We start from the raw sequence: 14,822 nt of genomic DNA, 5'->3' as shown, positions 1-14,822 counted from the left end.
GGTTCACCCCTCTTTCTTTTCATTTAAATCCAGGCTGATATCCAGGCTCTCAAAGGAATAGGTTAACCTGCCAACCGAAATTACATCCACACCACTCTCAGCAATACCACGAATGGTCTGGAGGGACACGTTACCGGATGCTTCAACCTTCACGTGAGGAGCCTGTTCACGAATAAGCTCAACTGCTTCACGCATCCGCTCTGGATGCATGTTATCCAGCATAATGATATCTGCCCCGGCTTGCAAGGCTTCTCTCACCTGCTCCAGATTTTCAGTCTCCACTTCAATTGTCATCGTATGTGGGATAACGGTTCGCGCACGCTGTACCGCCTCGGTGATTCCACCTGCACCCTTGATGTGGTTATCCTTAATCATAACGGCATCGTACAGTCCAAATCGATGATTCGCTCCGCCACCCACGCGCACTGCGTATTTCTCAAGTAATCGGTGGCCCGGCGTTGTCTTACGTGTATCCACGAGTCTGGTCTCAAGACCATCCAGCACATCCACGTAGGCACGCGTACGCGTAGCTATTCCGGACATACGTTGCAGCAAGTTAAGTGCCAGTCGTTCCCCCGTAAGTAGTGAATGTGTACTTCCCTCTACCTCTGCCAAAATCGTGCCATGGGTAACCTTGTCTCCGTCTGTTACCTTCGGTGTAAATACAAGATCAGGATCAACGACCTGAAATACAAGTTCAGCCACGGTCATGCCTGCAATAATACCATTGTCTTTGGCGTGTATAATGGCCTTGGATTGGTTGCCTGCCGGGATCGTCACACTTGTTGTAACGTCACCTGCACCAACATCTTCACGAAGCCAGTTTTTGATTGATTCGATAAGCCCTTCATTATATCCGTTCAGTATCATGACATCAATTCCTCCACAATCGCTTGTTCTCGCTGCTGCAGACTATGCTTCTGCCACACGATATCATCACGTGCCGGGAAATCCTCACGATAGTGAGCCCCCCGACTCTCCTCGCGGTGTAATGCTCCGCTGGTAACTAACCAGGCACAGGTCAGAAGGTTGGCATACTCCAGCTCTTCCTTATGAGTGAGTGTCTGATCAAAAAATTGCAATTCTTGTTGCAGCTTGTCCATAGCCTTCTGCAGGTCCTCACCATTTCGGCGCAAGCCTACCTGACGAACCATCATTTTCTGTAATCGTAAGCGTCTTTCGGATACCGGCTTTTGCTCTTCCATGATCTTGCTGATCTTGCTATTCATGTCCACAGATGAAGGCTCAGTCCCTCTTACTTGTAATGAACCAAGCGGTGGAAGAGATTGAATACGATCAACAATTCTCCGACCAAATACAATCGCTTCAGACAAGGAGTTGCTTGCCAGACGGTTAGCTCCGTGCACTCCTGTAGAAGACACCTCACCACAAGCAAATAACCGTGAGATGCTGCTCTCTCCACTTAGATCCGTTTTCACACCACCCATCATGTAATGGGCAGCAGGTGCAACGGGAATCCAGTCCGTTGTCATGTCTAATCCATAACGCATACAAGTCTCATATATGGTAGGGAACCGATGCTTGATCATCTCTGGCTGTTCATGTGTAATGTCCAAATACACAAAGGTACTGTTGGTGGACTCCATCTCACTAACAATCGCTCGTGCCACGATATCGCGTGGGGCCAGTTCAAGCTGGGCATGATAACGATCCATGAATCGTTCGCCCTTCACATTGCGCAAATATGCTCCTTCGCCGCGTACTGCTTCTGACACAAGGAAGCGCGGGGCCCCCGGGTAACAAAGAGAGGTGGGGTGGAATTGGATAAACTCCATATCACGCACGATAGCCCCAGCCCGGTAGGCCATGGCTACACCATCGGCAGTAGCTACATTCGGATTCGTCGTGTATCGGTACAGTTGCCCTGCCCCACCAGAGCAAAGAACGGTGGCCTGTGCCTTCACGAACACTTGCGATCCGTCATCCTTCTGAACCAGAGCGCCAATGCATTCCCCTCGATCTGTAATCAGGTCAACAACAAAGTGCTCATCCCATACTTCAATTCCGGGATGTTCATTCACTTCGACCGCAAGCGCACGTACAATCTCATATCCTGTTGCATCTCCGTTGGCATGCAAAATACGGCGGTGGCTATGCGCACCTTCCTGCGTCAACGCCAACTCGCCGTTCTCCAGATCAAATAAAGTACCCAAACGAATCAGTTCCTTCACTCCGTCCGGACCCTCATTCACCAATACCTCTACCGCTTCGGAGCGGCATAAGCCCGCTCCTGCTACAAGTGTATCCTGCAAGTGGTAAGCAGGTGAATCATCCTCGGCAATAACCGCAGCGATGCCCCCCTGCGCATATCTGGTGTTACTTTCAAGTAATGACTTCTTCGTAATCATTAATACACGTTGTTGTTCACTTGCCTTAATGGCAGTAAACAAACCAGCAATCCCAGAGCCTATAACCAGTACATCCGTCTCTACCATGGGTAGCGCAGACAGATCAAAATCAACTAAATATTGCGGTATCATGTTATTCACCTGTCTTGGAGCAAGAGTAGCGCATCCTACTTTACCAACAACATGCGCTCTAGTGATTCTCTGGCTTTGTCGGCAACGGCCGGTGGCACGTAGATTTGCGGCTTCATCGTTTCCAGGCATTTTACCAGTTTCTTCAAGTTGTTCACCTTCATGTTGGGACATACGAGGAACTTGGTAGCAAAGTGGAACTGTTTATCCGGACTATCCAGACGAAGCTGATATCCTGTACCATCTTCGGTACCTACGATAAATTCCTTGGCTGATGAATTTTTGCAATACTCCAGAATAGCTGTAGTGCTTCCTACAAAATCACCCATTTCTACAACCTCAGGGCGACACTCTGGATGGACAACAAACTCTGCATTTGGATGCTTGGCTCTCATCTCCACCACATCTTTGACTGTAAGCATATCGTGAGTGTTGCAGTAGCCTTCCCAGATAATCATTTTCTTGTCGGTATGCTGCTGCACATAATGTCCCAAGTTTTTATCCGGTACCCAGATAATTTCATCGGAATCCACCGATTGAATAACCCGGACTGCATTCGCCGATGTACAACAGATGTCAGTCTCTGCTTTGATCTCAGCCGAGGAATTGATATACGTAACCACCTTGGCATTAGGATGTTGTGCTTTCAATTTACGTAGTCCATCCACATTCACCATATCTGCCATTGGGCAGCCCGCACGTTCGTCCGGGATAATAACTGTTTTATTGGGCGCAAGAATTTTAGCGCTTTCACCCATAAAATGAACACCACAGAAAACGATCACATCCGCATCTGTTTGTGCTGCCTTCTGGGCTAACAGAAACGAATCTCCACGGAAGTCGGCAACCTCCTGTACTTCGTCACGTTGATAATAATGGGCAAGAATAATGGCATTACGTTCCTTCTTCAACTCCATAAGCCGCGCACGCAGCTCGCGGTTCATCTCAGCCTTGCGCTCTAAAGCCAGAGCTTCCACCTGTGATCCTCTCCTTTATCGGGACAGCGTCATGCGCTGTTTCGTGGGCTAACCTAAGTCGTTATCTTCGCTTGAGAAACGAATCACAAGCGGTTTAACAACTAATTTACACAACGTTCACGACTCTGTCAATAAATGAAAAAGGCCCGGAACAGCGCTGTAACCACCTGTTTGCTAACTGGTTCGCCATCTAACTCCCGTTTATCTTTATCTATCCTCTTTTAAAATAATGGATAAAAAAAGAGAGCCCCAGGGGCTCTCTTGATTTCACCTGCTATCATAGCCAGATGTATTATGCATTAAGACGTTGGCTTTGTTCCGCCATCATCCGGGTTATTGTTATTACCCTTTTCCAGATTCGGAGCTTCGTTTGGAATATCTCCGGCTGGTGGCTCAGGCGTTTCATCTTTACCTTGAATACGGACACGCACATCTCCGATGTTGTCGATGATTGGCTCTCCGCCTTCAGTTGGTGTGCCTTCACCATCATTGTCATTCTCTGCTTTTGGAGTCAAAGAACCTGTTTCGATCAATTGCTTGATCTGATCCATTTCCAAAGTCTCTACCTCAAGCAAAGTTTGAGCGATCAGGTGCATCTCTTTTGAATGTTTAACAAGCAAGTCTTTACACTTCTCATAACAATCATTGATAAAGCGTTGCATTTCCTGATCAATCTCGTAAGCAATGGAATCCGAGTAATTCTGTTCATGACCGATATCCCGACCAAGGAATACCTGTCCTTGTGAACTTCCGAATTGCATAGGTCCCAATTTCTCACTCATACCGTATTCCATAACCATGCTGCGAACAATACCTGTCGCTTGCTGGAAGTCACTGTATGCACCAGTACCAATTTCTCCGATGAACAATTCTTCAGCTACACGACCCCCGAGAAGTCCGGTTACTTTATCCAGCAATTCCTGCTTGGTAACCAGCATACGGTCTTCTTTTGGCAACATGATTACATATCCACCCGCACGTCCGCGCGGAATAATGGTCACTTTATGTACCATATCAGCATGTTCGAGGAAGTATCCTACAATGGTATGACCAGCTTCATGATAAGCAACGATTCGTTTCTCGCGATCACTGATGACACGGCTTTTCTTCTCCGTACCAACGATGACACGGTCAATCGCTTCGTCAACTTCCTTCATGGAAATATCTTTACGATTACGACGCGCTGCAAGCAATGCCGCTTCGTTCAAGAGATTCTCCAAATCCGCACCAGAGAAACCTGTTGTACGCTTCGCGATAATATCCATCTTCACATCTTTGGTCAGTGGTTTATTACGGGAATGTACTTTCAGGACAGCTTCACGACCTCTTACATCAGGGCGGTCAACCGTAATTTGACGGTCAAAACGTCCTGGACGCAGCAAGGCAGGGTCCAAAATATCTGCACGGTTCGTTGCAGCTACGATGATAATACCTTCGTTAGCTCCGAAACCGTCCATTTCAACGAGCAACTGGTTGAGTGTTTGCTCACGCTCATCGTGACCACCACCAAGACCAGCACCACGCTGACGTCCAACAGCATCAATCTCATCGATAAAGATGATACATGGCGCATTTTTCTTCGCATTTTCAAACAAATCACGTACACGTGATGCACCGACACCGACAAACATCTCAACGAAGTCGGAACCTGAAATACTGAAGAATGGTACACCCGCTTCACCGGCTACGGCACGAGCGAGCAACGTTTTACCGGTACCTGGAGGACCTACGAGCAATACGCCCTTAGGAATCCGTGCACCTACTGCTGCGAATTTACGAGGATCCTTGAGGAAGTCTACAACCTCAACAAGTTCCTGTTTCTCTTCGTCAGCACCCGCAACATCTTCGAATGTAACCCGCTTCTTCTCTTCGTTATAGAGACGAGCACGGCTTTTACCAAAGTTCATTACTTTACCGCCGCCGCCTTGAGCCTGATTAAACAGGAAGAAGAACAGCAGGAACATAATGATCAAAGGAATAAAGGAAGTCAGCAACGTCAACCAGATGCTGTCACCTTTCATTGGCTCCTGATGATATTGGAAATTGTTAGTTTCACTTGCAGCTACAAGTTCACTAATTGCCTCATCCGTAGGAGGAATATACGTTGAGAAATTTTCTGATTTGGCGCCATCAGGTGCCTTCTTGTATTGACCGGTCACGAGATACGTTTGACCGTTGAATTGAACCGTCAATTCAGAGACATTGTTGGCTTTGATCGCTGCACGCAACTGATCATATCTAGGATTATCGGTGGCTTCGCCGCCATTGCTGACGAACTGGACTATCCCCACCACAACTAAAAAAAGAATCAAATAAAAACCAGAATTCCGGATGAACCGATTCATCCCCTACCTCCTCTCGAGACACTTTAATTATTTTAACATAGCCCGACATGGCTTCTCAACAGAAGCCAAGAACAGCTCAAGGCTTGGGTCGGGCAGGATATTAGCTACTATAGACTTCCGGCTTCAAAATCCCGATATAGGGCAGGTTCCGGTACTTCTCCGCAAAATCCAAACCGTAACCAACGATGAACGCGTCAGGAATGTCAAAGCCTGTGTAATGAGCTTCTAACTCAACTTTACGGCCTGAAGGCTTGTCGAAGAGCGTAACCACACGCACCGACTCGGCACCGCGGTTTTCCAACAGTTCAATCAGATAGCTGAGTGTAAGTCCGCTGTCGATAATATCTTCGACAATCAGAACTTCCCGTCCTTCAACGGATACATCCAGATCCTTAATGATTTTAACAACACCTGATGACTTGGTGGAAGCGCCATAACTGGATACCGCCATAAAATCCATTTCAACAGGTACCGTTATGTTTTTAACCAAATCAGCCATAAATATAAACGCACCCTTGAGCACACAAATGACCAAAGGATTGCGATTTGCATATTCGGCACTTAGTGTTGCGCCTAATTCCTTGACTTTACTCTGAATTTCTTCTTCACTGATCAATACTTCCTGAATGTCGTTCTGCAACTGTGCGAACCTCCTAAGTTATACTATGAAAGCCTTACCTGAACCATAACCACTACCCCTGAATCGCTGAATCGCCTACAGTCATGTACAGGATTGCGGAAGTGCCCTCCCTGACAGGGGCCACATTGGACCGTCGAACACCCGGTAACCAGATGATATGACCTGCTCCATCACATACCACAGGAATTCGTGGACGGACAGATGGGGGGATTTTCTCATCGATGAAAATATTTTTCACCTTTTTGCTTCCGTTTAATCCCATCACTTTCATGGTATCTCCAGGTAACCGTGAACGCACAACCAGCGGCAAAAGCAGTTGATCCGCATCAAACGCGGCTTGATCCGCCGATTCCGGTACATGATAGTCCTCGGGACTCACCGTCATCAACCGAATATACCGGTTAATTGGGGTGAGTGAAAGCTCAGAAGTTCCACTCCATTGCGCAAGACGATACTCGTAAGATTGATCCTGTACGTCTGTCCGTATGCCAAAAGAAATCAGATTATACTCCCGAGTGCAGGCGAGTGTCTGTCCTATATCCAGGCTCCAGGTCGTCACATGGGTCTCCATGACCTTGCGTCGAATGGTTTCTATACGGGTAAAGTCGACAAAATCACTGTCCAAAGGCAGATAATTCAATATTAGTTTAATCAACCTTCGTTGTAAAGCGACATGTAACTTCAAGAAGGAAGGCACCTCAAAGGTTTGCCTTCCGCCGTTCACCTGCACTAGACACCTGTATGTGTCATATGCACTCTGCTCCATGAAATCGTCTTCATCACCCACAATTTCGGCAAGCCGATTCAATGACGGCGTGAGTTGTCCATTATACTGCCCCAAAAAAGGAAGCACATCCAAGCGAATGGCATTACGCCGATATTTACGCAAGGCGTTGCTCTCATCATTGAAATACATAAAACCCTGGGTATTACAAGCTTCTACAAGGTCTGTCTTGTTTATACGAAGGCATGGACGAATAAGTTCCACATTTTTTTCTCGTCTTTTAAACTTCATTCCTGAGAGTCCCGACAAGCCGGTTCCACGAAGCAAATGAAGCATGACCGTCTCCGCCTGATCATCCGCATGATGTGCCAAAGCGATGCTTGTCGCATTATATTTGGAAGCCACTTCGTACAGAAAAGCATATCGCTTGTTGCGGGCTGCTTCCTGTGGTCCTTGACCCGTCAACTCCATATATGAAGGTACATCGGCCTTGGTCCATTCAAATGTAATACCAAGCTGCTGTGCCAGTTCCATCATTTTCTCCGCTTCTTCATCAGATTCGGTCCGAAAACCATGATGCACATGGGCACAGATCAATTCAAGCGGGACATGCCGCTTGCTGATCTCGTGCATGATATGCAAAAAAGCTACCGAGTCCGGCCCGCCCGATACTGCGACGACAATCCGATCCCCGGGAACCCATAACTGATGCTCTTCCGCTGCATCCAGCACGTTCTTCACCAGCATGTTCCAGCGTAAAGCCTCCATACCTGTTCCTCATTCCTTGCGTTATGTATATGCACTCTCACAGAATCAGAAACGTAGTGCATAGATGAGCACTCCAATAAGTAATATCACAGATGCAACAAATGCGTTCTTAAGCCAGCGCGGTGTTGTACTTTTGGAACGACGACGAAGAGGCGTGGGGCGTGCCATCATTTCCTTCCACCCTTGTGCCGCATGACCTGCATCACGAAACTGACCTCGTAAGGCCTGAATCGTCCAATTGCGAAAAGGACCCAGTCGTTCACTGCGCTCCACCAGCGCTACGAGCTGATTCACACTTCGCAGTTGCGGTAATCCTTCGGCTGCCAGTGCCTTGAGCGCGTCTGCTTCAAGTACATGAATCAACAATAATGCAAATGCAAATACATCATAGGTACCATCTGCCGTACGGCTGCCTGCATTCCAGAAGCCCCGATCATACCATTCGGTGAACTGTTTGACGCTTCGACCAATCGACGTAACTCCGCCGTAGTCGATCAATTCCACCTGCCCATAGTCGGATACCAACACATTCTGAGGTTTGAGATCACCAAACACCCATCCCGCCTGATGTAATTGTGCCAGCTTCTGCAAGAGTCTAAGTCCCACCAGAAGTGTCCAGTCTGTCCCCTGACGCCGAATGAAGTGATGAAGTGCCTCACCTCTAACGTAACGCATCACATAAAAGGGAATATCCCGGCCACGAACGGCATAATCATCCACATCTTTAAGATAGGAAGGAATGCCGCTCTGCCGAAGGGCCTCATGATTACGCTGTAGTTGAAAAGATTTGAGCACATTGACTTCCGATTGCAGATCAACCGGATCAAATCCCATTTTTAGCGCGTAGTGTTTGCCATTTTCACCCCGTTGGACAAGAAAAACGATGCCATTAGCTCCTTTGCCCAGTAGCTTCCGAATCGTGTAACGACTGCGATTCCATTTCCCTGTAACCACTGTTCCTGGCGGGAAAGAGGCGTCAGACAACGTTGTCACCGAGCATCCCTTCTCTTTCAATGCGATAGTTCCCTTCTATTTCCTGCTGTTTCTCCAGTGTACCATAACGGTAAAAATCAATCACCTTCTGAATTGCAGGACCTGTCGGCGTTGCACCCTTCATCTGCAACCTTCCAAACAAGGACCGGACACGGCCCAGATCCGTTGTCCAGTCAATATCCATTACTGCATCTTCTCCACTGTGTCGTCCCGGAAAATGAAATACGGAAAGCTTGCTCTGACCTATACGCGCCTGCAAACTCAACATTAAATCACGAATGCCTTCTTCTACCGCAGCCAGTTTGGGCTTCATGCTGGCACTGACGTCTATTAGCAATATAACCTGTAAGGCTGTAGTTTCAGCCATATCATCCATCACTTCCACGACCCGGGCGCGTTGTGCAGGCTCCAGATCGGTTACCGTTTTGGGCTCCTTCTCTCCCAAAATTTGTGTTAACTCTCTATTAACCGCCTGCTGAATGGTCTGAACCACCGTTTTCCTTGTCATCATCTGCATGGTATGGGCAAGCTGCCGTGTACCTACAATTTGGCTGATTCCACCTCCGGCTCTGGCAATATCCTCAATCTCCCGGCTACCCAACTCACCAATGGTTCCATAATCAATCACGCCAACCACATTAACCGTAATCCCCTCTTCCTGTGCTTCGGCCGCTGCCAGCACCGGACTTGGTCCTACATTGGAACAACCGTCGGTGATCAATAAGATTTGCTTCATCCGATATCCCTCCGTTATTCGTTACTCTCCAACTCTATGACTAGCATTGCCAGAATGAAGAGACTTCAAACAGAAGAATATGCAATTAGCTGACGGTCCGTGGCCGCTCCATCCGGTTGATGCCAGGCACACGCAGTGTGGCCCATTCAGGGCGGAAATGCTCTACTTTTCCAACAACGACGGTCATATCATCCAAAATCTCATGCTGCTGGTATCTTATGACACTTTCAAGCAGGCAATCGGCCAAATCTTGTGGATCATCTGTATCAATCTCTTGAATGAGCCGTTTCATCCATAACTCTTTGTTCACAGCATACCCCGGTGCATCATAGATGCCATCCGTCATCATAATGAGGATATCCCCAGGTTGCAGCTGTACCGTCACCAAATCCACTTCGATATCTTTAATAATACCGATTGGCAAATTACTAGCTGAAACTTGAATAACCTCCTGTCCACGTTTGATAAAACTTGGCGTCGATCCGATTTTCATAAACGTTGTCTCTGCCGTATATTCATCAATCAGCGCCATATCCACTGTGGCATACATCTCTTCAGGGGAGCGCAGCATCAGAACGGAGTTTACGGATTTGATCGCCAGTTTCTCATCCATGCCGGACTGTAGCAACTGTTCCAGTATATTCAGCGCTGCGCTGCTCTCCATACGTGCCCGTTCTCCATTGCCCATTCCATCACTGAGCGCCACCGCGAATGTACCGTTGCCTAACTCAACCGTACTGAAGCTGTCGCCTGACATCACATCTCCCCCTTTGGCAGCAGCAGCAACACCGGTAGTTACCTCGAACGTTTTGGCTGAACCAAACGTAACAGTCGCCAGTCCCTGACGAGGATCGGTCATGGTCTCATGCAAGACGGCAATATGTTCGTCCAATACATCCGAGATCAGCGGAGCAATCATTTTCCGGCACTCATCAAATCCACGTGTATATGCATGCACAATCTCAATTTCAACATTGCCCGCTTCCAGATTGATGATCTCGATAGAGTGAATGGACAGGCCCAGTGACTCCAGTGCGTCCCGAATCTGCTCCTCCTGCTGTACCATCTCCTCACTTTCCCGCTGAATTTCTTTGGCCAGGTCCTCCATGACCTGAGATACACCGGACAATTGCTCTGCAACCAGCTGCCGGCTATCGATAATCTGGCGTTTCCACTGCATGTTATGTTGATGCAACCCATACTGGGCACGCATGACTTCAAGGACCTCTTCCGGTTTCGCACATACCCTGTTCCAGTCCACTGGAATCTGCTTGCCTGAGATCTCCGGGTTTCCTTCAATGGTACTCATCACGTCCGTCATATATTTGTAGGTTTGAATAAACTTTGCATCCCAGCATTGCGTACGCTTGAAGCAGCTTGCACATGTGCCCTCGGCAACCGCATTCATGAAATGATCCATTCCACCTTCTTTCTGTACCGTTTCGCCCGCACCAGACATCTGATCGAAGCTGCGTGACAATTGACGGAATACCTGCGAGAACCGGGTTACCCGTTCTGCTGTGATATCCCGTATCCGTTTGGCATACTCATGCTGGGATTTCGTATGATCCTGCGTACCCGGTACATATTTGGATATCGCCGTCATCAGGCTCTTAGGTGTCAACATAAACAGAACAATAGCTGCACACGTCTCCCATAATGAATTCATCACATCACCTGGACCACCCAAGTATATGGATAGAATGGACGAACCAAGCAGCATGCCCAGTGCAACCGCCGCACGTTTACCCTCTCGAAGCATACCTGCAAGCATCCCAGCAAAAGCAAGCAGGCTCATCTGATACACCGCTGACATGTCAGCCAGACTCAGAATCAAGCCGGTAATGACCCCAACCGAGGCTCCGAGGGGGGCTCCGCCCACCAGCGCAAAGATTAATATGAGATAACGGGAGAGCATATGCTCGACGGATAAGGATTGAATGGTCCACCCTACGGCTCCCGTCATAACGGAAGCGAGCAATATAATCAGGCAGAGGATCTCCTCGTTCTTTAGGCTGAACTTTTTTTTGCGGTAAGTGAAAATCGGTATGGCTTGTATAAAAACTAGGGTGAGCACAAAGCTTAATACCGAATCCATCGTGAGCATCAGCATCGCGTACCAGCTGAAGGATGGCCCGATCACAACCGCGAATAATTTGACCATAAATGTAGTCGTAAACACCATCGTTGGTGCATAAGATAATTCAGCACGATCATATGACTCCAGCCCACGAAAGAGCAGATAAAAGATAGCGATCTCCGATGCAACAATGAGTGGTACTGGAAACGGTGCAAAGAGACTACCTGCGAGTAGAGCGGCGCCTACCGGAATGATGTAATCCCTGCGCATGAAAGCAATCACGGCGAAGTAAGCAATGGCAAAGGGAGATAACTCATTCAGGATCATCGCCTTTCCGAGCAGGAATCCCATAAACGTTAGCAGCAGTACCCATTTGCGGGAAGCAACCATCTGGACAGCCTTGCGGGAGCCAAGCCATTGTTTCAGACGTACAGACAGCTCCTCCCGAGCTTCCGTACCTCCTTTACCTGCTTTCATTCCCGGAAATTGAATGACATTCCACTTTTCCATCATCCTCAAGGCACCCCATTCGATTAATTTGAATTTTCGTGTTTCGTTCTCGATGGTTCTGATTATAGATAGATTAGAAGACGTAGTTTGTCAGAATAGGTGGGCAGGGTCCAAAAAGTTTACGACAAAAGAAACAAGCCTGGCGCGGTGGAGCGAAACCCCCGGCCTTATTGTGGTTTCATTCATTCTGCTACTTGATTCCGACAATCGGAATGTCTGATTTTGAACCGGCGATGGTTGGGTCTCGCCATCATTTGAGCAGGATAACTGTGGAATGCCACGGAAACCTGTCGGTAAAAAATGGTAGACGACAAATGTTCTTATGGTTCCATTTTGCCGTGCAGAAAAACTGGGGATATGGAGCTTCACCTTACAAAAAAAGCTATTCAACTACTTATCTGTGAAAGAAACGCAAAAAAACCGTTAGCCCATGGGCTAACGGTTTTACTTATATGTTTAGATCAGGTTGTGACAGATTACACACGCTTGGCTCCACGGCCTCCGCGTTTGCCTTCTGTGTTCTTCTTAAGCGAAGAGATCCGCTCTTCACTATCTTTCAGGAAGCGTGACATTTTATCCTCAAATGAAGGTTTGCCTGCTGCGGGCTTGAAAGAACGGCCTCCGCGGTCACCACGGTTAAATCCACCGCCGCCACCACCACGACCTTGGCCACCACTTGGGCCTCCGCCGCTGAATCGTTCGCGATCTCCTCCACTGCGTTCCGGTCTAGGAGCTCTCGGGGGTCTAGATTGGGTTTGTTGCTCAACCGGTTTGTCAACAGCTTGCTTAATGGAAAGTCCGATCTTGCCATCCTTGTCAACGTTGATAACCTTCACTGTAACGAGGTCATTCAGCTTCAGGTGGTCGTTGACATCTTTGACGTAATTGTCGGCGATTTCCGAGATGTGAACGAGACCCGTGACACCTCCTGACAGATCCACAAATGCTCCAAAATGCGTGATTCCTGTCACCTTGCCCTCTAACTTGGTGCCCACTTCAATTGCCATAGAATAAAATGATCCTCCCTTAAAAATATACAACCCGATTTTTTGAATGCCAAAATCAATGCTGCGCTAATGTAATTATACCTTATGCCGTAAACCAAGGTCAACTGAACACTACCCCATCAGAGAGCCTATTTTTTCCGGTTTAACGGCTTCAGACACACGGATAACAAACCTAGCTCGGTAATAGACCGAATTCCATCAGTTCCCTGACTCTTCAACCTGGATCGGCGTTTCCTCAGGAAGATAATATCCTTTTTTCCGTGCCAGCTGTCCTATGTATTCAGGGTCATTCAACCGGCTGACTTCGTACTTCAACTGTTCCAGCTTCTTCAAGGTATCTTCCTTTGAAGCTTGCTGAGTGGCCAGATGAGAACTCTTGTCCGAAATTTGTGCAGTCTGCACAAGGAATGTATATCCTGCCCATATTACAAATACAATCATAAACGTCATCCAAAGCATGAGGCGCCTTTTTGCACCGGCAGATTTTCCTTGGTTAGTTGGAGCCTTTGCTCTGCCCACAGGTGTTTTACCCATTACGGACCTCCTTAAAACCAGCGTTTCCACATCGCTGCAATTCTTGTACCCACACGGATCATGAAGCGTGGCGTTACCCAATGTTTCAGGAGCGGCCTAAACATCCAGCGGAACAACTTGCCGAAAGGTACCAAACACTGCAGCACCAGCCTGCCCAGGAATAATAGTATCGCAATTACAAAACCGAATAATACGCGAACTAACTTATAAATTCCTTTAACCGGCATAACGATCAGGATGTTAAGGATATGTCCACACCAATGAATCAGCGTTCTTGCGAGTTTAATTAACATTACCACAAAACGCTGGGTTGTAACACTTAAAAGCCAAAAATAGAAGCAAACCCCTATAATCAGCCCCAAAAAGACATAAAACCGCAACTGTCCGTGGTTTCCGGCGTATAGCATCCGAAAAACGAACAGCGCGGAAGCAACCCAGTACAACAGATCGAGCGTGTGAATACTCCATCTCGGAAACCGTAGCTGTCCGGACAGTACCCGGTAACTGTCGTAGGCCATTCCCATCACGACCCCCGAAGTAAGCATCCACATCATTGTGATCCATTGAGTATCCGGACTCATCGGAACATCTTGCCAAACAGGCCTTTACCATTTTTGGACTGGGAACCGGGGTCCAGATATTGGAGCGAACTGACTGTGCCTTCAATGGATAACAGACCTTCCTCCAGGCTCAGGTTTTTGATATGTAAATTGTGCCCCCGGATGGTCAGATGCCCAAGTTCAGTCTGCAGCAAAAATTCCTCACTGTCGAAGCTCTCCACGTTGGAGACACCCGTCAGATCCAGCAGTTTCCGATTCTGCATGCTCAGATGATGCTGTTTGGCCTTACCGTGCTCAACCATGGCATGTACCCCTCCTTCTTACACCTAGCTTATGGGTGTGGAGGTTCGAATAGAACCAGCGTTGTTGAACAAATAACTGGGCATCCAGTAAAAACAAAAACGCCCTTCCCTGTTACAGGAGGACGTTTCGATTCAACTTGCATTAAAT

The 14,822-nt window shown here is 47.8% G+C and carries 13 protein-coding genes; all 13 read right to left on the bottom strand.

All coding sequences use genetic code 11. The annotated features are described in order from the left end of the window. Positions 1 to 3: 3 nt before the first annotated feature. On the bottom strand, positions 4 to 870 hold the full coding sequence (gene nadC / locus V6669_RS00315; RefSeq protein ID WP_253428914.1) for a carboxylating nicotinate-nucleotide diphosphorylase: 867 nt from the start codon (positions 868 to 870) through the stop codon (positions 4 to 6). Beyond that, positions 867 to 2,501 (bottom strand): L-aspartate oxidase, encoded by a 1,635-nt coding sequence (gene nadB, locus V6669_RS00310; protein ID WP_338589752.1) that lies wholly within the window; start codon positions 2,499 to 2,501, stop codon positions 867 to 869. Before nadB ends, nadC begins: the two co-directional genes overlap by 4 nt. Positions 2,502 to 2,536: 35 nt before the next feature. Further along, positions 2,537 to 3,475 carry a quinolinate synthase NadA gene (nadA, locus tag V6669_RS00305; protein ID WP_091039121.1) on the bottom strand — a complete coding sequence of 313 codons (939 nt, stop codon included), beginning with the start codon at positions 3,473 to 3,475 and terminating at the stop codon, positions 2,537 to 2,539. A 299-nt stretch (positions 3,476 to 3,774) separates the two neighbouring features. Then, positions 3,775 to 5,820: an ATP-dependent zinc metalloprotease FtsH gene (gene ftsH / locus V6669_RS00300; protein ID WP_091039119.1), complete on the bottom strand. Its 2,046-nt coding sequence runs from the start codon at positions 5,818 to 5,820 to the stop codon at positions 3,775 to 3,777. A gap of 100 nt (positions 5,821 to 5,920) precedes the next feature. Next, on the bottom strand, positions 5,921 to 6,460 hold the full coding sequence (hpt, locus tag V6669_RS00295) for a hypoxanthine phosphoribosyltransferase (RefSeq protein ID WP_017691352.1): 540 nt from the start codon (positions 6,458 to 6,460) through the stop codon (positions 5,921 to 5,923). Positions 6,461 to 6,512: 52 nt separating this feature from the next. After that, entirely contained in the window at positions 6,513 to 7,952 is a 1,440-nt protein-coding gene (gene tilS / locus V6669_RS00290) for a tRNA lysidine(34) synthetase TilS (protein ID WP_338589747.1), read from the bottom strand. A 45-nt stretch (positions 7,953 to 7,997) separates the two neighbouring features. After that, positions 7,998 to 8,945 carry a serine/threonine protein kinase gene (locus V6669_RS00285; protein WP_338589745.1) on the bottom strand — a complete coding sequence of 316 codons (948 nt, stop codon included), beginning with the start codon at positions 8,943 to 8,945 and terminating at the stop codon, positions 7,998 to 8,000. Further along, the gene (locus V6669_RS00280; protein ID WP_091039116.1) at positions 8,929 to 9,681 is read right to left on the bottom strand and encodes a VWA domain-containing protein; all 753 of its coding nucleotides are present in this window, start codon (positions 9,679 to 9,681) and stop codon (positions 8,929 to 8,931) included. The genes V6669_RS00285 and V6669_RS00280 overlap by 17 nt, the downstream gene beginning before the upstream one ends. Before the next feature lie 85 nt (positions 9,682 to 9,766). Further along, positions 9,767 to 12,274, bottom strand: coding sequence for a stage II sporulation protein E (spoIIE, locus tag V6669_RS00275; RefSeq protein ID WP_338589742.1), 2,508 nt, complete (start codon positions 12,272 to 12,274; stop codon positions 9,767 to 9,769). Between the two features lie 473 nt (positions 12,275 to 12,747). Further along, on the bottom strand, positions 12,748 to 13,278 hold the full coding sequence (locus V6669_RS00270) for a S1 domain-containing RNA-binding protein (RefSeq protein ID WP_017691357.1): 531 nt from the start codon (positions 13,276 to 13,278) through the stop codon (positions 12,748 to 12,750). Positions 13,279 to 13,476: 198 nt separating this feature from the next. Further along, positions 13,477 to 13,812 carry a septum formation initiator family protein gene (locus V6669_RS00265; RefSeq protein WP_278297461.1) on the bottom strand — a complete coding sequence of 112 codons (336 nt, stop codon included), beginning with the start codon at positions 13,810 to 13,812 and terminating at the stop codon, positions 13,477 to 13,479. Positions 13,813 to 13,823: 11 nt separating this feature from the next. After that, complete coding sequence (yabQ, locus tag V6669_RS00260) at positions 13,824 to 14,393, bottom strand: spore cortex biosynthesis protein YabQ (RefSeq protein ID WP_338589738.1); 570 nt, start codon at positions 14,391 to 14,393, stop codon at positions 13,824 to 13,826. After that, on the bottom strand, positions 14,390 to 14,674 hold the full coding sequence (gene yabP, locus V6669_RS00255; RefSeq protein ID WP_036606119.1) for a sporulation protein YabP: 285 nt from the start codon (positions 14,672 to 14,674) through the stop codon (positions 14,390 to 14,392). The genes yabQ and yabP overlap by 4 nt, the downstream gene beginning before the upstream one ends. Positions 14,675 to 14,822: the final 148 nt, after the last annotated feature.

Origin of the sequence: Paenibacillus sp. Y5S-9, from assembly GCF_036894235.1 — a bacterium.
GTDB lineage: Bacteria > Bacillota > Bacilli > Paenibacillales > Paenibacillaceae > Paenibacillus.
This window is presented reverse-complemented; position numbering and strand designations above follow the sequence as displayed.

Excerpts from the sequence above, each read along its gene's own strand:
- V6669_RS00270 (WP_017691357.1), bottom strand. The coding sequence starts at position 13,278 with ATGGCAATTGAAGTGGGCACCAAGTTAGAGGGCAAGGTGACAGGAATC.
- spoIIE (WP_338589742.1), bottom strand. The coding sequence starts at position 12,274 with ATGATGGAAAAGTGGAATGTCATTCAATTTCCGGGAATGAAAGCAGGT.
- tilS (WP_338589747.1), bottom strand. The coding sequence starts at position 7,952 with ATGGAGGCTTTACGCTGGAACATGCTGGTGAAGAACGTGCTGGATGCA.
- nadB (WP_338589752.1), bottom strand. The coding sequence starts at position 2,501 with ATGATACCGCAATATTTAGTTGATTTTGATCTGTCTGCGCTACCCATG.
- yabP (WP_036606119.1), bottom strand. The coding sequence starts at position 14,674 with ATGGTTGAGCACGGTAAGGCCAAACAGCATCATCTGAGCATGCAGAAT.
- V6669_RS00280 (WP_091039116.1), bottom strand. The coding sequence starts at position 9,681 with ATGAAGCAAATCTTATTGATCACCGACGGTTGTTCCAATGTAGGACCA.
- V6669_RS00265 (WP_278297461.1), bottom strand. The coding sequence starts at position 13,812 with ATGGGTAAAACACCTGTGGGCAGAGCAAAGGCTCCAACTAACCAAGGA.
- ftsH (WP_091039119.1), bottom strand. The coding sequence starts at position 5,820 with ATGAATCGGTTCATCCGGAATTCTGGTTTTTATTTGATTCTTTTTTTA.
- yabQ (WP_338589738.1), bottom strand. The coding sequence starts at position 14,393 with ATGAGTCCGGATACTCAATGGATCACAATGATGTGGATGCTTACTTCG.
- nadC (WP_253428914.1), bottom strand. The coding sequence starts at position 870 with ATGATACTGAACGGATATAATGAAGGGCTTATCGAATCAATCAAAAAC.